Source organism: Flagellimonas sp. (assembly GCF_965601775.1).
GTDB lineage: Bacteria > Bacteroidota > Bacteroidia > Flavobacteriales > Flavobacteriaceae > Flagellimonas.
The window spans coordinates 488,317-511,981 of sequence record NZ_OZ271837.1 but is presented as its reverse complement, the minus strand read 5'-3'; the positions used below and the strand labels follow the sequence as shown (position 1 = coordinate 511,981).

At 39.4% G+C, this 23,665-nt stretch carries 21 protein-coding genes; 1 reads left to right on the top strand and 20 read right to left on the bottom strand.

Features of this window, described 5'->3' with window-relative positions; all coding sequences use genetic code 11:
• Window positions 1-25 precede the first annotated feature (25 nt).
• Window positions 26-1,063 carry a dTDP-glucose 4,6-dehydratase gene (rfbB, locus tag ACSLUF_RS02510; protein ID WP_435624563.1) on the bottom strand — a complete coding sequence of 346 codons (1,038 nt, stop codon included), beginning with the start codon at window positions 1,061-1,063 and terminating at the stop codon, window positions 26-28.
• A gap of 219 nt (window positions 1,064-1,282) precedes the next feature.
• Here rfbB and ACSLUF_RS02505 point away from each other — a divergent pair, with 219 nt between their 5' ends.
• Complete coding sequence (locus ACSLUF_RS02505; protein WP_435624562.1) at window positions 1,283-2,422, top strand: hybrid sensor histidine kinase/response regulator; 1,140 nt, start codon at window positions 1,283-1,285, stop codon at window positions 2,420-2,422.
• Here ACSLUF_RS02505 and ACSLUF_RS02500 read toward each other — a convergent pair.
• From ACSLUF_RS02500 to ACSLUF_RS02410, 19 genes are all read right to left on the bottom strand, one after another.
• Window positions 2,419-3,630, bottom strand: a complete 1,212-nt coding sequence (locus ACSLUF_RS02500) for a glycosyltransferase family 2 protein (protein ID WP_435624561.1) — start codon at window positions 3,628-3,630, stop codon at window positions 2,419-2,421. The two genes, ACSLUF_RS02505 and ACSLUF_RS02500, sit on opposite strands and share 4 nt — an antisense overlap.
• A 15-nt stretch (window positions 3,631-3,645) precedes the next feature.
• Entirely contained in the window at window positions 3,646-4,284 is a 639-nt protein-coding gene (locus ACSLUF_RS02495; RefSeq protein WP_435624560.1) for an acyltransferase, read from the bottom strand.
• Window positions 4,285-4,295: 11 nt separating this feature from the next.
• Window positions 4,296-5,489, bottom strand: a complete 1,194-nt coding sequence (locus ACSLUF_RS02490) for a glycosyltransferase (RefSeq protein ID WP_435624559.1) — start codon at window positions 5,487-5,489, stop codon at window positions 4,296-4,298.
• Window positions 5,486-6,649, bottom strand: coding sequence for a glycosyltransferase family 4 protein (locus tag ACSLUF_RS02485; RefSeq protein WP_435624558.1), 1,164 nt, complete (start codon window positions 6,647-6,649; stop codon window positions 5,486-5,488). The genes ACSLUF_RS02490 and ACSLUF_RS02485 overlap by 4 nt, the downstream gene beginning before the upstream one ends.
• Before the next feature lies 1 nt (window position 6,650).
• Window positions 6,651-7,859, bottom strand: a complete 1,209-nt coding sequence (locus ACSLUF_RS02480; protein WP_435624557.1) for a glycosyltransferase — start codon at window positions 7,857-7,859, stop codon at window positions 6,651-6,653.
• Between the two features lie 15 nt (window positions 7,860-7,874).
• The gene (locus tag ACSLUF_RS02475; RefSeq protein ID WP_435624556.1) at window positions 7,875-8,843 is read right to left on the bottom strand and encodes a UDP-glucuronic acid decarboxylase family protein; all 969 of its coding nucleotides are present in this window, start codon (window positions 8,841-8,843) and stop codon (window positions 7,875-7,877) included.
• Between the two features lie 9 nt (window positions 8,844-8,852).
• Complete coding sequence (locus ACSLUF_RS02470; RefSeq protein ID WP_435624555.1) at window positions 8,853-10,205, bottom strand: UDP-glucose dehydrogenase family protein; 1,353 nt, start codon at window positions 10,203-10,205, stop codon at window positions 8,853-8,855.
• A 37-nt stretch (window positions 10,206-10,242) separates the two neighbouring features.
• A complete protein-coding gene (locus tag ACSLUF_RS02465; RefSeq protein WP_435624554.1) occupies window positions 10,243-12,201 on the bottom strand; it encodes an LruC domain-containing protein in 1,959 nt (652 codons plus the stop codon).
• 164 nt (window positions 12,202-12,365) lie between these two features.
• Complete coding sequence (locus ACSLUF_RS02460; RefSeq protein ID WP_435624553.1) at window positions 12,366-13,130, bottom strand: hypothetical protein; 765 nt, start codon at window positions 13,128-13,130, stop codon at window positions 12,366-12,368.
• 35 nt (window positions 13,131-13,165) lie between these two features.
• The gene (locus ACSLUF_RS02455; protein WP_435624552.1) at window positions 13,166-14,053 is read right to left on the bottom strand and encodes a glycosyltransferase family 2 protein; all 888 of its coding nucleotides are present in this window, start codon (window positions 14,051-14,053) and stop codon (window positions 13,166-13,168) included.
• 10 nt (window positions 14,054-14,063) lie between these two features.
• Entirely contained in the window at window positions 14,064-15,536 is a 1,473-nt protein-coding gene (locus ACSLUF_RS02450) for a hypothetical protein (RefSeq protein ID WP_435624551.1), read from the bottom strand.
• Window positions 15,536-16,879, bottom strand: a complete 1,344-nt coding sequence (locus ACSLUF_RS02445) for an oligosaccharide flippase family protein (protein ID WP_435624550.1) — start codon at window positions 16,877-16,879, stop codon at window positions 15,536-15,538. Before ACSLUF_RS02445 ends, ACSLUF_RS02450 begins: the two co-directional genes overlap by 1 nt.
• Window positions 16,879-19,110, bottom strand: coding sequence for a GumC family protein (locus tag ACSLUF_RS02440; RefSeq protein WP_435624549.1), 2,232 nt, complete (start codon window positions 19,108-19,110; stop codon window positions 16,879-16,881). The genes ACSLUF_RS02445 and ACSLUF_RS02440 overlap by 1 nt, the downstream gene beginning before the upstream one ends.
• Before the next feature lie 2 nt (window positions 19,111-19,112).
• A complete protein-coding gene (locus ACSLUF_RS02435; protein ID WP_435624548.1) occupies window positions 19,113-19,850 on the bottom strand; it encodes a TolC family protein in 738 nt (245 codons plus the stop codon).
• On the bottom strand, window positions 19,850-21,049 hold the full coding sequence (locus ACSLUF_RS02430) for a sugar transferase (RefSeq protein WP_435624547.1): 1,200 nt from the start codon (window positions 21,047-21,049) through the stop codon (window positions 19,850-19,852). Before ACSLUF_RS02430 ends, ACSLUF_RS02435 begins: the two co-directional genes overlap by 1 nt.
• Before the next feature lie 12 nt (window positions 21,050-21,061).
• Window positions 21,062-21,427: a response regulator transcription factor gene (locus ACSLUF_RS02425; protein WP_106144454.1), complete on the bottom strand. Its 366-nt coding sequence runs from the start codon at window positions 21,425-21,427 to the stop codon at window positions 21,062-21,064.
• 255 nt (window positions 21,428-21,682) lie between these two features.
• Window positions 21,683-22,528, bottom strand: a complete 846-nt coding sequence (locus ACSLUF_RS02420; RefSeq protein WP_435624546.1) for a glycosyltransferase family 2 protein — start codon at window positions 22,526-22,528, stop codon at window positions 21,683-21,685.
• Window positions 22,529-22,546: 18 nt separating this feature from the next.
• Window positions 22,547-22,849, bottom strand: a complete 303-nt coding sequence (locus tag ACSLUF_RS02415) for an STAS domain-containing protein (RefSeq protein ID WP_435624545.1) — start codon at window positions 22,847-22,849, stop codon at window positions 22,547-22,549.
• 105 nt (window positions 22,850-22,954) lie between these two features.
• Window positions 22,955-23,665: a LytR/AlgR family response regulator transcription factor gene (locus tag ACSLUF_RS02410; protein ID WP_435624544.1), complete on the bottom strand. Its 711-nt coding sequence runs from the start codon at window positions 23,663-23,665 to the stop codon at window positions 22,955-22,957.

Genomic DNA, 23,665 nt, shown 5'->3' with positions numbered 1-23,665 from the left:
CGTTAAAACGGTTGGATTACGGCGTTTACGCCATGCTTTTTGTGTCTTTTTTGATGAACTTTTCCAAGTACCAATCAATGGTTTTCTCTATCCCAGTTTCAAAATTCTCATCAGCTTCCCATCCCAATTCGTTTTCAATTTTTGAAGCATCGATGGCATATCTGAAATCATGACCTGCCCTATCCTTTACAAAGGAAATCAAATCCTTATAAGATGTATTGTTGGGTCTTGGATACTTCTTATCCAAAATCTCGCAAACCGTTTGGGCGATGTATACATTGTTTCTTTCATTCCGTCCTCCAATATTATAGGTCTCGCCAGAAACTCCTTTTTCATAGGCCAAGGCAATTCCCTTACAATGGTCTAGAACGTAAAGCCAATCGCGAATATTGGAACCATCTCCATAAATTGGGATGGCTTCTTCACCCAACACCTTTCGGATAATGGTCGGTATTAGCTTTTCATCGTGCTGTTTGGGGCCATAATTGTTGGAACAATTGGTAGTTACTACATTCATTCCGTAAGTATGGTGATAGCTTCTTACAATAAAGTCGGAAGATGCTTTTGAAGCACTATACGGGCTATTTGGTGCATAAGGCGTAGTTTCATGGAACAAACCTTCCTTGCCTAGAGTCCCATATACCTCATCCGTGGAAACATGGTGGAATCTTGAATTTTTGTAGGCCTCCTTATAGACCCCTGGACCTACCATCCAATGCTTTTTGGCTACATCAATCAAGTTAAATGTACCGATAATATTGGTTTGCATAAAAGCGTCCGGATGTGTTATGGAGTTGTCCACATGGGATTCCGCTGCAAAATGGATAACAGCTTGAATATCAAACCTTGCAAAAAGTTTTTCTACCAACTTTCTATCACAAATATCACCTTTAATAAACGTATATCGAGAATGTCCTTCTACCTCCTCGAGGTTTTCGAGATTTCCAGCATAAGTGAGCGCATCAATATTGATAATGTGATCATCAGGACGTGTCTCCAAATAGTAGGGCACAAAATTGGAACCTATAAAACCAGCTCCTCCCGTTACTAAAATGTTAGCCATGCTTTGGACTTTATATTACTTATTTTGTAAATATAATCCTACTTTTTTCAGTCACTCAATTATTGTTGTGAATGCCTGTTTTTTGTTGGTAGAACACCTTGAAGATAGGTTTAATGCATAAACCCGCCAACTTTATTAACCTTTCCGATGATAGTGCAAAAGTTAATTCCTGCATGCAAGCAAACTTTTTCCTACTTTAGTATTGCGATTTTTTACCCTATGGAATCCAAAAATCCTGAAAAACCCTATATCCTAGCGGTTGACGATGAGCAACTCAATTTAGAACTCCTCCGATTCATCTTAGAACGAAATCAATACGAGTTTGTAGGCACCAGCGATGACGATTATTTCTTTGATCTTCTAAAAGAACGTAAACCAGACCTCATCTTGTTGGATGTAATCATGCCGCGTATTGAAGGCTTTGAGCTTTGCGAAAAAATCAAGGAGTTTGAAGCTTATCGCGATATCCCTATTATTTTCCTAACTGGCAAGGTAAACGTAAAAGACAAAGTAAAAGGTTTCGAAGTTGGAGGGGTGGATTATGTGACCAAACCTTTTAACGAGCAAGAACTAATTGCAAGAATTCGAACACATATTGAATTGATGCGCGCCCGAAAAAAAATCGAGGAGCAAGCGCAAAATCTTCAGCAATCCAATGATTTGAAAGATAGAATGTTCTCCATAATTGGGCATGATCTACGTTCGCCTTTGAGCGCGGCAAAGCTGAAGATGGATTTCATTATGCGAGGTATTATTGACCCAAAAGGAGATGCCTTTTTGGACGAAACCGTTTTTGGACTTTTAAAGACCATGGATGAAGCGCTTAATCTTCTTCAAAACCTATTGGGTTGGGCAAAATCCGAAAGTGACCAGATTCAAATGATTCCTGAAAAACTGGATGTTCATGATTTGGTGGAGCAAACACTTCGGCTTTTAAAATTGGGAAGCGAACACAAGAAAATAGAGCTTTCCAACAATGTCCCAGAGGATACTTTTGCGTACGCGGACAATAATATGATAAAAACCGTGCTTCGTAATTTATTATCCAATGCTATAAAGTTCACTCCCCTCGAAGGAGCCATTCGCATCAACTCAAGACTCGAAGAAGATAGTGTGGTTTTGGAAGTACAGGATAACGGTAATGGAATTTCCAAGGAGGATATTCAAAAAATCCTAAATCCCAATGAACATTTTAGTAAGTTGGGTACAGAAAAAGAACCAGGTACTGGTTTAGGACTTGTACTTTGCCAGAGTTTTGTTCACAAAAACGGTGGAGCCCTAAAAATTAAGAGTGAATTAGGTAAGGGCAGTACTTTTTATTTTGATATTCCCCTGTATACCGAAACTGAGATGGTTTAAGTTGCTGTTTGTGGCCCCATTCCACTTCTTTTCGCCCTTTCCCAGTTAACTGATTGATTACCTTTCATGTATCTACGAAAGCCCAAATACATAGAAAGGTTCATTATGAAAAAGTAGTAAGGGATAAACAATATCTTTAATCGAATTTGCCTATTTTCTAAAAACCAGCCTATCAAGGCAGCGGTATAAAAAGCCACTTGGCACAAGAACAAAAAGCTATAAATTCCAAAATCAAAAAGTCCTTCATGGTTTGCCAAGAAAAAATTTACCGGGATGATCAATAAAAGAAGTAGTGGAGTCAAAGTCCATCGCAACACCCTGTGTGAAATATATTGAAACGAAAGTGTACCGTATTTAAAGAAATTCAACAATGGTCTTAACCGAAGTACGGATTGGATACCACCTGCTGAAATGCGGATTTTTCTTTTCAATTCTTCCTTAACATCGGCAGAAGCAGATTCAATGGCATACGCTTCTGGGTTATATTGAATGGTATACCCTTTCATAGCCACTCGAAGTGAAATTATAAAATCATCCAATAAAGTATCCTGTTCCACCTCCTGCCAAAGCTCTGTCCTAATGGCAAAAAGTTCACCGGCGGCACCCACAACCGAATACAGTTCAGCGTCCCATTTTTTTAGTTGGGATTCATATTTCCAATACAATCCTTCACCCGCTCCAGCCGCATTGTCCGCGTCCTTGGAATAAATACGCTTTTCACCAGAAACACAGCCTACTTTTGGATTCCTAAACAATTTGATAATTTCTTTTATGGAATTCCTACCCAATTCGGTATTAGCATCTGAAAAAATAACAATGGGGGTATTCACAAAGGTGACTCCGCGATTCATTGCAGCAATTTTTCCCAATCTCTCATCGGAGTGATACACCTGTACCCCAGCATATTTTCTTAATAACTCAGGAGAACCGTCATTAGAACCATCAGTAACCCAAACTTGGGTAAGTTTATTTTGCGGATACTCTAAGTTTTTAGAATTTTCAACCTTTCGATGTACAAAATCCTTTTCGTTATGAGCAGTTATCAGTAATGTCACTTCAGGTTCATAATCTTCATTCCCGGTAAAAGGTTTTCCAAGACCCAATAGCCTTCGCAATTTTATGAGGGCAAAAAGCAAAATACCATATCCCAAGTAGGAATAGAAAATAATAAATAAGGCAATCCAAAAAAAGTATGCTAAAAATTCCATGTCAATGTTATTGTGCTAAACAGCTACCAAATTCTTTTTAATGATTCTTTCCCATTCCCCAGAATCAGGATTATAGGTTTTGACCACCCTTGCCGGGTTTCCTACAACTACTGAGTATGGTGGCACATCTTTAGTTACTACGCTTCCACCGGCAACAATACTATGCTTACCAATGGTCACTCCAGCCACTACCACGGTGTTGGCACCAATCCAGGTCTCATCTTCCACAACAATTTCTGCTGTGGACACACCTTGAGCGTGAATAGGTTGAGATACATCTTCATAATTATGATTCAATCCAGATAAGACAATATTTTGAGCCAAACGCACATCATCGCCAATCGTCACGGGGCCAATCAAGGTATTTCCCAATCCAATTCGGGTTCTATCACCAATCCTAACGGCTCCCACGCCATTGTTTACCGTTGCAAAATCCTCGATTGTAGAATCCGTTCCGAGTTCAAAGGTGCTCCACGGTAAAACATCGATTCGGGTTCTACGACAGATGGTAGCTCCTTTCCCTTTTCTGTGATAAAATGGATTTAAAAACCATTTGACCCATAGTCGGGGTCTTGCTTGATTTTTGGGCACTATAAGCCAATAGGCAAATGACTTAATCCTTTGATTCTCTTTAATTGTATTGACTAATCCCATAGATTCTGGTTTTAGGCTGATTTTTTGATGGCCTCATAAATGGCCTTTACATTATTCTCCCAAGTATGGCTCTTTGCAAAAGCGATTCTCGCTCGAACCCGTTCCTCGGAGTTTTCATCCAATGCTTTCTGTGCCAACTCCAAGTAATCTTCGTTCGAATCAGCTAGGTAAACATGCTCTTGAAACATTTCCATAGCTTTAGTCCTTGTGGCCAAAGTAGGTTTCCCCATGGCCAAGTATTCATCAATCTTTCTAGGATAATTTCCAATGGTCCAATCGTTGACCACTTGGGGGTTCATGGCAACATCAAATCCTTTTACATAGGAAGGCAATTGAGACGCATCTTTGCTTCCCAAAAAGTAGACATTATCCAGTTCGTGCAATTTGGAGTTTCTAAAATCCTCATCCTCCGGACCAACTAATACTATACTCCAATCCTTTTTGGATTTTGCAAAGTGCTCAAGCAATTCTAAATCCAGTCGCATACTGGTTAAGTACCCTACGTAACCTAAAACAGGCCTTGGAATACTTTCAAATTCTTTCGGAATTTCAATGGCATCTTCTTCATCATTAAACAAGGAAACATCGCACCCTTGCCCTACCATATAGCTATTTGGATTATGCTCCAATCCGTATTCTGTGTATAAGGTTGAATTATTGACCACGGCATCCGCCTTTTTAATGATTTGGGGTTCGATACGTTCCCCATGCTTCTGCCAGTAGGGTACTTTAATCAGATAATCCCTCATGTAGTAGGTATAGCTTTCTGGATTCAAAAACTCCCGAAGATGTAATCCCAAAAACATGGAACTGTCATTAAAAACCAAGATATCCTTGAATCCAAGCTCATGCATGGCATCCTTGATATCCTTGGCAAATATTTTCGAGTTTCTTTTATTCAAGATTTTGAACAATCCATGAAAGGGTATCCAATTGATGGATTCCGTCATGGATTTGGGGTAAAGATTCCACAGATTCGACTCCACTTCAACCAATCCATTCTCTTCTCCATTCTTGATTCGAAGTCTTTTTTGGATTCTTTCAGACTCTCGTTCTCTTTTTAGGGTGGCCCTATCTAAAGGTGGATTTACATACAATACCCTATTGTGCTTGGAAAATTCTAGGGCAATGTTTTTACAGTTGCTACCAATCTCGATGTCCCAGGCCTGTATTCCAACCACTACAATGTCTCTGTCCTTAATCATGCCGTTTCAAGTTGAATTTCTTTATACACATCTCCATAGAGTTCCAATACGTTTTTGGCCATTACTTCCCAAGAGAAATTCTTTGCCCGTTCAATTCCCTTTTCCACCAACAAATTGGCCAGGGCATTATCTTCTACTAAGGTGATAAGGGCTTGCGTAATTTGATTAGAATCAAAAGGGTCCACGATCAATGCCGCACCTTCTCCTGCAACTTCCGGCATCGAAGAGGTATTTGATGTAATTACGGGAACACCACAGGCCATACCTTCTAAAATTGGAATTCCAAAACTCTCTCGGAGCGAAGGATACAAAAAGGCGGTCGACTGACTAATGATGGCAGGCAAGTCCAAATTTTGAACATAACCTGTTAAATGCACTAAGTCTTTGATTTCTTGGATATCCAAGGAATTCAATAATTTGTCGAATTCAACCTTGTCATAATCTAACATGACCAACTTATATTGGTTGGTGTATTGCCGATTGAAATCAGCAAAAGCTTTCAAAACTCCTTTCGTATTCTTTTTAGGGTCTGTGTTCCCCAAAAAGAAAAAGAACTTATCCGGCAATTGATACTTTTCCTTTATGGCATTTAGCGTGGAAGCATCAGTCACTTTTTTAAAATGACCTCCCACACCGTTATATATGGCGGTCAAGCGCTCGTCAGTAAAACCGAAATGATGGTTTATCCTATTCTTTTCATAGTTGGAAACCGTGATAACCTTCTTACTCCTTTTTATAACAGGCGGCACACAATACCTTCGGTACATATTTCCCAATTTCTGATACCATGTTCCTTCTTTTTTGAAAAGACTTATACTTTCTAAATAAATGATATCATGCAAGGTTGTTATCAGAGGTACCCTGGAAAAAAGAGGCCCTGTATTACTAGTGCAATGCAAAACATCACAACCTTCTTCATAGGCTGCTTTGGGGAGAGCAAACTGTTCCCAACCTGGATAACCAAACTTGGAATCCAGCACCACTATTTTAAAATTTGGAGCTATGGGGATACAAGTGTTATCGAAATCAGGTCGCACAAAGATTACATAGTCATTATACGTGTCTATTTTTTGAAGGCTTTTGATAAGCTCCAAGGCCACCATATCCATACCGTGTTTTTTCTTGCGATACAATCGTTGTCCTTCAATACCTATTTTCATTTTATGGCGTGTTGATGGTTCCATGTTGTGTATGGATGAATTTTTTATTTGCTCCTTTCAATTTGAATAAGGAAAGGAACATGAGGAAAAATGCCTTGGGCATTGTTAAGACTGCCTTTAAGGTTTTTTGATTGTAGTAATTTTTCGGAATCGAGAAAGCAAATGCAAGTACGGTGAATCCCAAGGTGGCATACCATATGGATGAGGGTACCACTAAAATATTGGCACTCGCTATGAATTCAAGTATGAGGTATAAGAAAGTAAAGACTACAACCAGTCCCAAAAGCAGCACTCTTGGCGGTGAAATCATTTGATAGACCTTGTCAAAGAAATCTATATTTCCCTTGGTAACCAGTTCCTTCAATCCAGCCCAAACATACCTTCTGAAATAAACAAATTGGGCCGAAAGCCAACGCTTTCTTTGATTGGCAAAAACTTCCGATTTCTGTACTTTTTCATCCAAAACCAAGGCCTCATGAAGGTATTCGATTTTGATTCGCTTACGCAACAATTCAAGCTCTAATTCCTTATCGAAACCTCCAACTGCCTTTACTTCGGACATCATTTTCTTAAAGAAAAAATAGTCAAAGGCCATTCCCGAACCTATCAATGCAGAGGAAAGGCCTAAGACCCGATGTCCTTTTCTAAAAATATGGTTGTTCACCTCTTCACTCACCGCATCCAAGATGGCGAAAGAGGTGTTGGTGTTTTTAGCGATGCGATGTCCTTGGACTACCTTATATCCTTGATTGAAGGAATCATTGATTTTTTCAAGGAATTCACGCTCCATAATATTATCCGCATCCAAAATCAAGGCTACATCATAATCGTTACCAATCACTTCCATGGCTTTATTCAGTGCCTTGGATTTTGTACTCTTTTCAAAAGAGACCTCAACGACCCGTAAGGGCAAAGCTCTAAGTTGAGATAAAGTAGATTCCTGAAAAGAATCTGCAATAATGATGACTTCAAACAAATCCGAGGGATAGGCTTGCTTCAGCGCTTGTTGCGCCACATCGACTATTACAGCATCTTCCTTGTACCCAGGAATGAGCACTGCAAATTTGCGTTGCTTCTGAAATAGAACTTCCTTTTCTTTCGCTTTAAAAAGTCCTGCAAAACCAAAGACAAAAACATAAATGGAAGCAAAACCAAAATATCCAATCAGTACAACTTCAATTCCATTTAATATGAGCTTAAAAACCTCCATTTATGGCGCTATAGTTTAACCTTCAATTAATTCCTTTATGGATTTTTCCTGAAGCAGATTGTCAAAATAGGCTATGGTTTTCGTTAAGCCTGTGCGCAAATCCACATTGGGTTCCCAGCCTTCCAGCTTCTCTTGGGCTAGTGAAATATCTGGTTTGCGTTGCATTGGGTCATCCGAAGGCAAAGGCAAATGGATAATTTTGGATTTTGAACCTGTTAGGTCAACAATATTTTCCGCTAGTTCCAACATGGTAAACTCTCCTGGATTACCTATGTTCACTGGACCTATGAAATCATCCTCAGTCCCCATCATTTTTACCATACCATCCACCAAGTCATCCACATACTGAAAACTTCTTGTTTGGGTTCCATCTCCAAAAACGGTGATGTCCTTCCCTTGAAGTGCCTGCATAATGAAGTTGGAAACAACGCGTCCATCATCCGGCTCCATTCTTGGACCGTAGGTGTTAAATATTCGAACGATTTTTACCAACACATCATTAGAAGTATGATAGTTCACAAATAAAGATTCTGCGCATCGTTTTCCTTCGTCATAACACGAACGAATACCTATTGGGTTTACATGACCCCAATAGTCCTCAGGTTGCGGGTGTAATTCTGGGTCCCCATAGACTTCACTAGTGGAAGCCTGAAGAATTTTGGCTTTAATCCGCTTAGCCAGACCAAGCATATTAATTGCCCCCAAAACCGATGTCTTAATGGTTTTGATTGGATTATGCTGATAGTGCACAGGAGAGGCCGGGCACGCTAGATTATAAATCTCATCTACTTCCAAAAAGTATGGCAGGGTAACATCATGCCTGATAATTTCGAAATAGGGATTGTCCAATAGATGAACTATTTTGCTTTTCCTTCCCGTGAAGTAGTTATCCATGCTGATTACTTCATTCCCCTCCTTAAGTAAACGCTCACAAAGATGGGAGCCTACAAATCCGGCACCTCCGGTTACTAATATTCTTTTCATTTTTATGAATTAAAGATCAATTGCTTGTTTTTGGTTGCTGTTAACCACTTCCCTACCAATGGAGTAATAGGTAAAATCCAATTCTTCCATTTCTTCTGGATCGTAGACATTTCTTCCATCAAAAATGGTTTTCTGATTCATCAATTTTTCCAAGATTCTGAAGTTCGGCATACGGAACTCGGACCACTCGGTGACCACAATCAAACCATCTGCGTCAATAATAGCATCGTATTCATCCTTGGCATATTCAATTTTGTCTCCCAATATCCGCTCGGCTTCTTCCATGGCAACAGGGTCATATGCCCGTACTGTGGCACCTAAAGCTTTTAATTCTTCAATAATTACAAGGGCTGGAGCTTCCCGCATATCGTCCGTTTTTGGCTTAAACGAAAGTCCCCACATTCCAAATTGTTTACCTTTTAGGTTATCACCAAAGTGACGTTTAATCTTTTCCACTAAAGTGGTTTTCTGTCTATAATTCACCGCTTCAACTGCCTTCAATACCTCCAAAGAGTGACCATATTCATCAGCAGTCCGGACCAAAGCCTGTACATCTTTGGGGAAACAACTTCCACCGTAACCTGTTCCGGGATAAATGAACTTGTTGCCTATTCTGGAATCGGACCCGATTCCTTTTCTTACCAAATCCACATTGGCGCCAACTAATTCACATAGGTTAGCGATATCATTCATGAAGCTAATTTTGGTGGCAAGCATAGAGTTTGCAGCATATTTGGTCATCTCAGAAGAGAAAATATCCATGAATAACAGTGGATGACCGTTCATCAAGAAAGGTTTGTACAAACGCTTCATTACTTTTTCTGCGCGCTTGCTTTCTACGCCAACCACAATTCTATCGGGTTTTAGAAAATCGTCCACTGCACTTCCTTCCTTAAGGAACTCCGGATTGGAAGCCACATCAAATGGAATCCGCACCTTTCTGGCAGCCAATTCTTCCTCCACTGCGGCTTTTACCTTAAAAGAAGTTCCCACCGGTACTGTACTTTTAGTAATGATTACTTTGTAATCCTCCATATGTTGTCCTATTTCTCGAGCTACACCCAATACATATTTAAGGTCCGCGCTACCATCCTCATCTGGAGGAGTTCCCACGGCAATAAATACGGCATCGCAATCCTTTATGCCTTTTTCCAAACTAGTGGTAAAAGAGATTCTTCCCTTATCAATATTACGTTCCAATAGGACATCCAAGCCTGGTTCGTAAATTGGGACTTCCCCCCTTCTTAGTTTTTCTACTTTTTTCTTGTCAATGTCGACACAGGTAACATTGATTCCAGTTTCAGCAAAGCAAGTTCCTGTTACTAAACCCACATAGCCTGTTCCTACTACTGTAATGTTCATGATATAGAATTTCGTTTTGTGTTTAAAAGTTGATTATTTACTGTCTCGCATACCAATCCAAATCCTGTGTTCCCCCAGAATTCGCCCAGTTGACAAATCTTGGATATTCTATGGTAATGGGAATGGATTCCGAGGGGGGAACAAATTCATCGAAGATGTTCAATGCCCAAGGAAGATTGGTAGTGGTTTTATAATATCTATCGTTGCTAGGGTCGCTATCATCATCCGAGCTGCTTAACAAGGCAGCTTTGCTGGTAGGAGGAAAATCGGGTAAGTGTATTTCCCTTGGTCTTTCCCCATTGGAAATTAAAAATGGATTAAAAGGCACTAACCCTAAGTCCTCATAATTTATCGGAGTATTGAAATCAATGCCGATGTTGACCGTATCGCCTTGCATCTCAATCGTATTTCCAGCTATAAAAATGACCGTTTCGTTTGCTGCGGTACCCGTTTCCGTTCCATTTGCATTTAAGCTGATGAAATTTGCATTTATCACCTGTCCCTGCACATCCTCTACCAAGTTGGGGTCAATTGGAAGGAATAAGGCAAATCCATTTGGCTGTGCCCCACCAATGTTTTCTATGGTAAAGTTTGCCTCAATTCGGGCTACTTGATTTGATGCATTTGTTATCAGATTGTAGGAGTAGGAAACGACCAAATCATTGAAATCGTAATCCCCCTGACTTGGCCATAAATCTTCGTAGGCCAAGACTCCTGTTAAGTTTTCGCTTGGTGAGAAATTATTAAAAGCCTGGTTAACATCAAATGGAAAATCATCTAATTCATCATTTACTCCATCTCCATCAGTATCGTTCGCGGGGATTAGAGCCACAACATTAGTCAATTCAATAGACTCTACTGGATTGGCCCTTGCATAAAAAACAGCATCATTAAAGTCATCATCCGACCCTTGGTCCCTCCTTAAATCTTCAAAAGCCAAAAAGTTGATTTCCCGGGCACTGTCATACAACTGTACCATGTGATTGCTCAAACTTCCGGCTTCAGGGTTAAAAGTAGGGTCTGAGTAAAAAATATTTCGCCCATCGCCAACATCAGAACCATTCCATCCATTGGCCACAATAAACCAGGATACCACAGTATTTGGAGGAAATCTTCCCAGATAAACTCTATCCCCTGGAACCAACCCTCCCGAAGAACCTACCATGGATACATTCGGGAATATGATGTTATGAGCAGCAATATCGTCCACGGTAGCAGGCTTTTGACCTACCGGATAAGAATAGTATCCTATCGCATTTCTAAAACCGGCTCCTTCGGAAACAAAGGTTACCCAAACATCCACCAAATCTGTTAAAACCATACTAGTTTCACTTTCATTGGCCAAAAATTGTGGATTGGCATTTGGCACCCTGCTACGTTCAGGAAGGGAAGCATTTACATCATCCAATAAATTTTGTTGAATCACATCAGGCAGTTCCATGTCATCTGGCACCCCAAGACTATTATAACTGCTCAGATAATTGTAAGTTACTTTTGAAGCTAGACTTCTTCTTCCTTTACTCGAGGCAAAAGTTGTATAGGCAACTTTATTTGTAGCCCCACTTCTATCATATAAGGGCCGATAATCAAAAGCTACTGAATTGTTTTGAATTCCTAAATGAATATCCTTGGTCAGCCCTATGTAATCGCTGACCAGAATTATACTATCGGCTTGGGCTGAAAGTATAAAATCTTGTTCATAGTGTCCTTCTGAATCAAAAGTGGCCCGTCCAAAAGGAATGCTGTCTCGTGTGCCCGTTTTACTATATAAAGTGAATACCGCCTTGTTTAGGAATTGGGGTACGTCAAGTGTTACATTTACCACATCGCTGGTGGCATAATCAAAATTCGCAGAGACATTGAGTCCTGCCAATGGGCCTGAAGGATCAACATCATCAGGATTATCTGTAACAGGGTCCAAATCATTTTCACTGACGCAGCCTGTCAAAGTAATCCCTAGAACCAAAATCAAGGCTGTTTTAAAACTTTGAAACATTTTGTAGGTCTAATATTTTTGTAAATATTATCCTACATTATTTATAAGAAAAGTAATTGTTGTAAAGCGAAGCATTACTGTTGTAAAATAGGAAGTTATCTCGATGAAAAGTGTCCATTTAACGTAGTAAACAGGATTTTAATCGATAGTTTTTAGCAATCGGGTCACTCTACACTCCTTTTTTCAATGTACAACAATTGGTTTTTTTTATCCAATTCAAAACTAACTTTTTGACTATAAAAGCTGCCCATCTCCTCTAAATTAACCACGATAAATTCCTTACTACAAACAAATGTTTCGCCGGGATGAGGATTTTCCGCCACCCTAAATTGCTTTTTTTGACAATTCTCCAGAATCTGAGTTTCCCCTGACAAGTAATTTGAACTCCAACGCACCACCCGTAAAGAATCTGATACTGGACTCGACAAGGACATTTCATGGACTTTCATTTGCTCTACTATTTTGGATGTGTTTTCATTTCGGACAAAATGATTTAGACATTTCATCTGGGTAGTAGTAATGTACCCATCAAAACGCTGTTCAGGATATTCATGGATTCGATAGTTCCCGCAAAGTATGTTTACAATTTCCTTTATGTCCTTGGGTTGAACGTAGTGCAACTCGTCCTCTTCAAAAACTTGGATAAAAGGTCCAACACTAGGACTGCTATTTTTCAATATTTGTTGTTTTACCCCCTTTGCACTTGAAAAAGAAAAAACATACACTTTGCCTTCCTCCTTCAAAGCCAAATTGACAACTACTGCGTCTTCCTTGACCATTATCTTCGAAAACAAAAAGCATATTCCCAATGCAACAATGATAGATATCACCAGCACACGAGATGCCAGACTACTTCCCATGTTTACAACCTTTATTTCATGAAAGGTATGACTCAATACTCCCAAACCACCCATAGAATTGACAGTCATCCATTCTGGGTTGATAAAACCAAGGCACAGAACTTTTAGATTACAGCTTTATGGTGCAGATTCCATGTTATTGCCCGCCAGAATGCCTTTAGATGGGCAAACTCACGCTTGAGCAGAAATTGAAGTGTATTTTTTGGTATGGAAACAAAACATTGAAATAATAAGCTTATCGCCAATGATAAGGGTTTAAAGTTACGCCTGGCGAAAAGGATACGGTTTCTGGAAATATAATAGGTCTTTAATGGACTGAACTTCCCCGTTGAAACAGATTCTTTATGAAGGATATGGGACTTAGGTTGGTAGAAAATTTTATATCCTGCTCTTTTTACCATTTCTGCCCAATCGTGTTCCTCATAATACAAAAAGTAAATTTCGGTCATCATTCCCACTTCGTCCACAACCCTTCTGGGAACCATCATGGCAGCCCCATGAATGGACTGCGTTTCTTTTGGTTCATCAAAATCCCCATTGTCCTTTTGATGGTATCCGATACTATTATTGCGAATGGTCCATTTATTCATCGGGGTGTAACCAGCATATTGAATCAAAGTTGGGTCCCAATGAAATTTAATTTTTGGACTCACCATTCCAATACTGTCATCCTTTTGAAGGGTTTCTACCAAGGGCTGAATGAAGTTTGGCGGGACAATAGTGTCGTTGTTAATAAACAAAAGATACTCTCCCTTGGCCTGTTTTACTCCAAGATTGTTACCTCCAGCAAAACCCAAATTTTCCTGGCTCTTAATCAAGTTGACTTCAGGATAGTTCTCCTTGATTCTATCTGGATTATCGTTTGGTGATGCATTATCAACCACGATTACTTCATAATTGGCATACGAAAGTTTCCTGACGGAATCCAACAAATCCAGTGTCACCTCAGACTCATTGTAATTGATGGTTATTATTGAAACTAGTGGTTCCATAATTTTAGTTTTATGCTGCTTGCAATTCTAGTTGAGCTTCTTTTTCACCCATAATTTTTTTATCCAACTTGGGAGAAATAAAGATGAATACCATACCGGTGTACATTAAAATACAGGTAGGAAATTGACCAAAAACACCATTGCCATAGGAGGCTAGCATGATTCCGGCCATTCCACAAACCAATGCGGTAATCTGGCCTTTTAACCAATCGTCCCGTATTTTGAACATACAATTGTAGGCTCCGGTTATTAGTATGAAAAACAAAATGAAAAGATGGAGATATAAGCCTACGATTCCCGTATCCGCCCAAACAGCAACAAACCAGCTATCGGTTGCCGTATTGGCCAAAAACGTATTGGGAGAGAAACGCTTGCCCCAGTTTCCTGTTGAGCCAATTCCACCTCCCAAGGGTCTAGTTGCTAGATATCCTTTGAGCTTTGCTTGGTTAATCCTTCGCATTTCCAGGGAAGCATCATTGGGGTCGAACGCGGTCCGCATTCTTCGTATTTGGTCATTGTCATTGCCAATGGTGGTGTACTTAAAAAAGACAAAAACGCCTATGCCGGCAATCACACCCAGTACGATACTTGGGATATGTTTTCTTACCAAAATGAACATAACTCCACCCATAGCCGGTACCGCAATGGCTCCTCGGGTTCCGGAAATCATCATCCCCAATAAGCCCGCCATGGCTACTATTCCACAAAAAATCTGAAACTTCCGGTTTTTAGCGAACAGGGCCAATACCCCAAAAACGACTCCGGTATGGCCTTGCGAAGCACCAAACTGTCCCGCATCAGAATAAAATGAGAAAATTCGAAGCTTTCCGAATAAGATATGAGTCACATCTCCACCTGCATCCAACCAAGCTTGCTCATAAGAATCCACTCCAAAAATGAGCTGTTGCATCCCCTTCATGGTTGCCAAAACCGAAAGCACTCCCCATATGACAAAAAACAGGTGCAGGTCTTTTTCCTTATTGAACAACATAAAAACCAAGGGTACAAACAACCACTGATATAAAGCCAAACCTCTCATCGCATAGAACCAAGCAGCAATGCTTACTGCTTCGGGATTAACAATCTGTAGTACGGCATAGCCAAACCAAATGGTCACTAATAGGGTCAATTGTGAGTTAGCTCTTTCCCACGGCACTTTTATTCTGAAGGCCTTAAAGAACAATGCCAAATACATAAGGACCATAAGCCCATCCATCAAAAGGCCCCAAGTCATGGGAATGTAACGTCCAATTCCCAACACAAAAAAGTTAAAAATGAGTATGGTTATGATACCAATGCGGGGATTTACAAAAAGTGCTCCCATATAGAGTGCAGCAAAAGGCAACACGATAATAGCGAGACCAGCAACCAATCCTTTGGTTGCAGTTAGATGTCCTGCGGTAATCGCTATTGACAAAATCAATAGTATGGGAAGAGGCTTCCTTAGGTAGTCCGAACCCTGTGTTTTTTCAAAAGGATTCATCAGCCCAGATGTGTTTTAAGGTTCTTTAGAAATACCAGGCTCTCTGAAACTATCTGCTTACTTTCGACCTGGATTTCCTTTTTCAAATAGTAGAATCCCATAACCATACCCATTATGGTGAAGAGCACGGTTCCAATGGCTACGGCTACTAGACTTTCAAACACGAAAACTGCCAATACATTTAAGATAATGTTTGAAAAAGTCATCACCAGTACCTTGTACAAATTCAGTTTGGGTTTGTTGATGCTATCCAACAAAACTCCTGTGAACCTATCGATAGGCAACAACATGATGTACACCGTGAATACCCTAAAAATTAGAGTCAACAGTGGTAAGGAATCCACATATTCATTGCCTCCCAAAAACAAAACCATGTGTTCGGCAAATACAAATCCTCCCAAGGCTACAGGAAAGAATAAAAGGGTTACGATACCCACATAGGAATAAAATATTTTTTTCGCTCCAAACACATCACCTTCCACCGACTTTTTTGCCATTCTGGGATAGGCGGTCATGGTGAAACTATGAAGAGGTATTCCCAGTAAATCAGTCAGTTTTAAGGGAATGGCATACATAGCGATGCCAGCTGACCCAAGTATAGGGCTCATTCCTATAATGAAAGTATCTGAACTTTTCAATAAGCTAGAGCTTATCAAAGTACCCATAGAGTACTTCCCAAAATTTACCAGCTCTTTTTCAATCTTTCTTTTGGCATCTTTCAAGAAGGTCAACCCATCCCAACTTCTTAGGGAGCACCAAATTCCTGAAAATGCGTTTACCGCAATGTTTACCCAAATAATGGCAATCAGATCCCATTTTAGCCACCAATGGTTTAGCACCAAAAACAGACAAAACAGACCCACATTAGACAGTCGTACCCACATCATTCGGCTAAAGTTCTGTTCAGCTTGAAATAAGGACATGGCATTGTTCCAACTTAAATTGGACAGGGCTAAAAAGGGATAGTACATCAGAAAAAGATTGTATCCATTGCCGATTTCCAATTTCCCAATTTTCAAAAGGCCATAAAATGACCAGCAGAAAAAGGTGAGAGCTATTAACAACAATACATTGATTCTGAATGATGATCCCAGAACGGTTTTCTTCTTTTCATCATCTGCTCCTGAAAGCAATCTTACAGAAGAAGTGCGGGTTAGTCCAAATCGCAATAAGTCGACAAAAGTGGCCAAGGTTATGAACAATACCCACTCCCCAAAAAGTTCTTTGGGCAATTGGCGAGTCAATAACATAAAGCTTAGGAGTCCCAAAAAAGCCACACTCACATTGGCCATCAAGGAAGATAGGTTCTTTTCTTTACCGATATGTTTTAGCTTTTGCAACATTATGCCACCGATGTCTTGGTAAAAAATCTAAATTGAACCGCTTTCTTTATCCATTTACGTAAGAGTGATCTCTTTTTTGGTAAATCACCCACCACAGTTTCCATTTCAAGAACCTTAACCCCATTTAAAATAATGGTAGGCTCTGGACCTGTTGTAGCCTCATTGAATAATTCCAATGCATTGATATCTGCCTCACTCCAAGCTCGATTGGCACGGGTAACCAAAAAGGTATAGTCCATGGTGGAGGCCAATTTTACAGGAAACGGATTTTTGATAATCCCTGGGATTTCCAAGAGAATGAAATCAAAAGCACCAAAATTTTCAATATTTTCGGATTCATCAAATTCCTTAACGTTCGAAATTTTATAGAGCTTATCACTGATTCGATACACCAGTTTGTGATAATTCGAAGAACGTAGTTCTAAGTCTTCATCGTCATAGGTGATATGCAATATTTTATAATCCAGCTCACATAGTTTGTCCAGTAAATGCTTACAGATAAATGTCTTTCCTTCGGTTTCCTGTGTGGAAAAAAGCATATTCACAACGGGCTCACTCTCTTTGTCTTTTTTAAATCGATTGAGGATAATGTTTCGGGATATGGCATTGACCGCTTTGTTTTTTAGATACCCGTAATCAATTTTTGAACCCGACTTTCCAATAACTGGAAATATGGAGGATACCTTTAATCCTATTTTGTCCTCTGCCCTTTTCGAAGTATTAATATTTCCATCCAACAATTCCAAAACCAAAATGGTTGCTGCCACCAAAATAAAACCTGCAAGGCCTGCCACTATAACCAAAAGCATGCGCTTGCTCGGCTTGGGGCTGATGGGGTAAAAAGGAACCTCGGTAAGCTTAATATTGGATTTTAGTTCTACATTTTGTTGTCTTAATTTGGCGAGACCTAAGCTGTGCAACAAACTGAGATACTCTCTTTCGGCAATATCAATTTTTCGTTCCAATCGCTTCATCGTGGCACCTAAAGGGGAGAATTTCTGATACAATTTCAAGAACTCTTCTCTTTTTTGCTCCATTACCTTTAACTGGGCATCGTATCCTTCGTAATCAATAGTATTCTGTAACCAATCGGCAAGAATACTGGTGGAAGCTATGCTTTGGGTATCGTAATCCGTTTTATATAGCGTATCGATATCGGAAGCAAGCTGCTGTTCCAATTCTTTGATGCGCATCATTTTCTGGGAGACTTCCTTGGCATTTTTTTCCATCTGAACAGAATCTTTTTCTATTCCCAAAGTCTTCATAGAGACCTCAAAATTTAGATTGGAAAGTTCTTTGCGAATCTTCATGATACTTTGACTCGAAATCCGTTTGAGTTCATGACTTTTTAGTTTGGATTCCAAGGTTTCCAAAACCGCTTTTGATGCGTGGAACTTTCGAAGCACTTCAAAATATTTGATTTCAAATTCCTCTTTTTCCGCGGCAATGTGCTTGGTCTGTTCGTAATAGTTGATAATGTTGTGGGTACGATTAAAATCGAGTAATTCATCTTCAGCACCTCTAAGACTTGAAGTGGAATTGTTGAGCTGTCCTTCAAAATAACGTACAACCGCATCAGATTGATTGGCCTTAATATCTGCATTTAGTTTTACGAAAGTCTCACAGAGAATCAATAAGGTATTTTGGCAAATGGCAGGGTCTTCCGATTCAAAATCAATATCAACAAAATCACTGTTCGATATACGGCGAAGACCAATTCGCCCTAAGATTTTCTCTATGCTATAATCTGGGTGATCCAGATTGATGAGTTTATAAATGAAATTGGTATGGTCCGATTCTTTTAACTGCAAAAAATTTTCATAGGTCTTTGCGGCATCCCCTTTCACCACCAACTCTTTTACCTCTTCAGGAACTTTGTCCATTAAGTCCTGATATTTTTTCCTGGAGATGATTTTTACGTCGGCACTATCCAATGTCATATGTTGCGTAAACAGCTTAAGCCCAACAATCTCAATGGTTGTGCGGGCCTTAATAAGATTCAAAAGATTGTCGTAGGCTGTGTTGGTAGCCCTAAAATCAATTTTGGTGTTCTCTAATTCTATATTGGATCCTGTAGCAATTCCTGTATATATCCTTGCTTTGGAGTTATATACCTTAGGCTCGTCACGGGTGAGGTAAAATACCATGGAAGCCAAAAGGATAGGCACGGTAATAAGCAAACCTATGTGCCGAAGCAGTAAACGGACAAAAAATAACAGGTTAAACTTCATGCTTAAATATTCAATTCGGCACCAATAATATTTTGCAAAGCCATTACCGACCCAACAAATTCGGAGCGCTGCAATTCAAAATTCATGGTCGCTTGATTCATCATCTGCTGGAGTCTAGTGTATTCGGTAACATTAATTACTCCGTTAGCAAAATCTTTCTCGGCTCTAATCGATTGAACTCTAAAGTTGTCGACAATGGACCCCGAAATAAAGAACATACGATGATGTTTTATTAGGTCATTGTACAATTCCACTACCTTCTGCTCAAGCTCTACCTCAGCGACTTGGGTCTCAAAGCGTGCTTTTTCGGCTTCTCCTTTTGCACTTAAAATGTTCGCCCGTCTATTGATAATTGCAGATAGTGGGAGTCGTATGGAAACCCCTACATTGTATCGGCTTTGTTCGGTGGAAAACAAGGTCTGACTTTGGGGATCTCCGGCAATCTGCTGGTTACTAAGGTTATCGAAAATTCCATAGTTGTACCCAGCTTCCAGATTGATATAATCCAACCAAGCCCTTTGCTCCGCTGATACCACACCATCCCTATATTGTTGTTCGGATTCTGTGACCTTGATGAATGGGGAATAATCCCTGGCCATGGCAATCAAGGTATCTAAGGGAGGTAACTTTTTACTAATATCGTTTTCCTGTAAACCTTTGTCTATAAATTCATTAATAGCCTGTGCTTCTGCAGTATATACCAGCAAAAAACACAGTAAAACGCCCCAAATCTTCTGCATTACACGTTTTCTTTTTGAAAAACAGCTTTAAAAGTTCGTAGTACTATCCACATATCCAGTATGAAGGCATACTTGCTGTTTGCGTATTCCACATATTTTATGTCCAATTGTTTTCTTTCTTCGGGAGACATTTTAGAGCTTCTTCCTCTTGCTTCTACCTGCCATAATCCGGTAATTCCTGCAGGACCATTGAATCTGTCCGTCCATTCATCGGTGGTAAGCATTTCCGCTTCATATAATGGTAGCGGTCGATTACCCACAATGGACATATCTCCTTTAAGGACATTGATTAATTGAGGTAATTCATCTATACTGAGTTTTCTGATGATGTGCCCTACTTTGGTGATTCTAGGATCATTGTCAAACTTTACAAAAGCGCTCTTTTCATTTTCGCGTTTTTTGATATTATGCTGTACCTCTTCTACTTCAGTATCATCTCCAATCAACATGGTCCCAGTGATTGAATTTTGCTCAACTTGTTGGGCTTCTTCAACTGGATTTTCCTCATCATCCTCGTGTACATATTGATTGAGATGCTGAAATTCCTTGAGCCTTTTGTCCGCATCCGGATACATGGAACGTAACTTGTAAAAATCAAAAATCTGGTATCCCGTTCCTACCCGTTTTGATATGTAGTAGACCTTCCCCTTGGATTCCAATCGGATAGCTAAAATCACTAAAAGAAGAAAAGGAGATGCCAATAACAAAACAGTCCCTGCCACAAGAATATCAAAGGAGCGTTTCCAAAATCCTATCTTGTAATCCTTTACGGCTCCTTTGGAAGAAGTTATTTTTTCACGCTTCAAATTGGCCTTAAGCTCTTTTAAAAATTGTACCCGGTCAATAATGTTTTCTGCTGAAACAGGTTGGACATAAAAATCATCAATTCCATTTTTTACGGCCTCCGATAAATCTTTTTTGTCCCTGTCCTTGGCAACCAAAATGAATGGAATGGAAGGATTGTTTGCAAAACGTTTTCTTACCATTTTATGAAATTCGATTCCGGTTTGACCCGGTATCTGTTTTTCGCATATAATGGCATCTATTCCTTTATTTTCTTCCAACCACTTTACAGCATGTAGTGCATTGTCCACGGCTTGGAAATCCACTTTTTGGGAATACCCCGTAAACTGATTGGTCATATTAACATCATTGCCGACATATAGTAGTCGGACTTTTTTATCGGATACAATTTGCATAGTATTTTCCGCTTATGTTCTCACCAACAACTTCTCTACTCGTATCAAAAGTTCTTCGGGATTGAAGGGTTTGACCAAGTAATCATCGGCACCTAATTTTAGACATTGGATGCGGTCTGAACTACTGTCTCTACAACTCAAAACAATGATGGGAATATTGGAAAAATATCCACTTTCCTTTACCTTTCTAATCAATTCAAAACCATCCATATTTGGCATTTCCAAATCAGTAATAATCAAGTCCGGAATGTTTCCATCTTGCATCCAACTCAATGCGGCCAAACCATCTTCGGTGGTGGTCACATTATAGGATTGTCCTAAAAATTGGGATACCAATTCACTCAGTGATTGCTTATCGTCTACGACTAAAATTTTCATGATTCCTACTATTTTAATTATGTAGTCTTTAATACGTGTGAAAGTAGGATAAATATTACTTTATAATAATTCTATGTTGTCAAACCAAGCGAGCATGTTGTAAGTGTCGATATATCGGAGGTATTACCATTTGTAGGCTTATCGGTCAATAACGTCATGGCCCAAACTGAATTAATTTGCTGTCGCCTTATGTCTCAAAATACGGGACATTGACTTCAAAAAAGTCAACTATGAAGAATGGGTTCTTACCCTACTTTAATGGGTAGAATCTGCAATTTCAAGCTCTCTATACGTTTCGCGTATAGGTTTGTCGAAATCGTAAAATCTTTGATTGCAGAAAGGAAAGGGTCTTCCAGGCTCTCTTTTAGGAGGTAGGGCGGTATAAATATCAATTGGAACATATTTAAAGGTTCCTTTATTATACAGGTGGATGGCCAGCATACCATCATCGCAACCAGATACGGCCCTTAAATCTGTATCATAGCCAATGCCATCAATGGCTTCTTTTTTAATTGCCATTCCCACCGCTCGGATGTGTTTAATTTTATGGATAAATCCTTTAGAAATCTTCCATCTGAAATAGGCTACTTTCAAACGATTACGAATTTTCATTTTAGTGGAAAGCTGAAAATCGTTTTCATAGCTTTTAGATACCGAATAGCATAACACCAGGTCTTTATCCTTGAAAAAGGGCAGAACCATTTTGTCAATATAATATGGGTCGTAGATGGTATCTGGGTCCATACTGCAAATAATCTTGCCGCGCGCTTCATCCAAACCTTTTTGTCTAGCATGGGTAATGCCCTGCTGAGGTTGACTTACGACTTTAGCCCCTAGTTCCTGCAGAATTCGCAATGACTCATCATCAGCGTTGTTTTCCACAAAAATAAGCTCGTATGGAATTATAGTTTTTAGTTTGGAAAGTGAATAGATGTGCCCCAATAAAGTTTCCTTAGCCCTGTAGATTGGCACCAAAAGACTCACAACGGGTTTTTCTACCTTATCCAAAAGTTGGAAATATGTGGTCAATCGTTCAAAATCAGAATCGCTAAGTTGCTTAGCAGTAATTCCGAAATAGGGTTGGTACTGGGTAATCTTCATAGCCAAGGAAAATTTAGATTAAACCCGGTCTGGGCTCAAAATGTAATTGGTTTTTGTAGTATTCATAATTTCTAGAACATTTTCATTTTGTCTGCCAATCAAGGCTACTACTTTATTCAATTCGGCGGATTTTCGATACAGTTTTTCAAAGAAATGCGCAGCAGAAGAATCCAAAACAGTTACGTTTTCCAGGTTCACCATAAAGCTGTCGTTGGTTTCCAAAATGGAATCAAAATACGCTTGTAAGGTCCCCACGTGCTGAGCGGTTACTTCTCCTAAAATTTCATAAACTCCTCGATTTTCCTTTATTTCCAATGGCATATGTTAAAACATTTAAGTGGTTTCTAATCTGTTTTAACATTTTCATGAAGTGTCAACTATACTAACGTATATATTTATATATATTGTAGTATTTTTCTTTCTTTTTTATAATAAATTCAAACGCTGCATCAATTCAGGGCGATTTGATCTACTGATAGGAATTACACTTTTTTCAATAAGCACACTATTATCCTGAATATCAACTATTTGAGTAAAATTGATGATAAAAGAACGATGAATCTGCAAAAAGCGTGATTCAGGAAGTTTATCCTTGATTTTCTTCAAAGTGGAATGCACACGATATCGTTTTTCTAGCGTTTGAATCTCGATGTAATCTCCTTTGGCCTCAATCAAAAGAATATCGCTGAATTTCAACTTGATTAATCTGCGATCAATATTGATGTACAAATCATCTTCTTTATCCTCTTCTTTTATCGCTTGGGAAGAAACCGTTGAGGCTGTTTTGAAGGCCGAATTTAATTTAATCACACATTTTTGAAATCGCTCCGGACTTATAGGTTTTACCAAATAGTCTACAATAAATGGATATTCATAGGCTTCTATGGCAAAATTTTTATCGGATGTGGTCAATACAATCTTAGGTGGATTCTGTAGGGTCTCAATAAAATCAAACCCTGTGAGCTTTGGCATATGAATGTCCAGAAAAATCAGGTCTACTTGATTGTCCCTGAGAAACTTTAGGGCCTCCAATGCATTTGGAAACTCGGCCCTCACTTCCATCTCGGGCATAGTCTTGCAAAGTTCTTTGACGATAGCCCTTGCACTTGCTTCATCATCAATAATTATGCTTCTCAT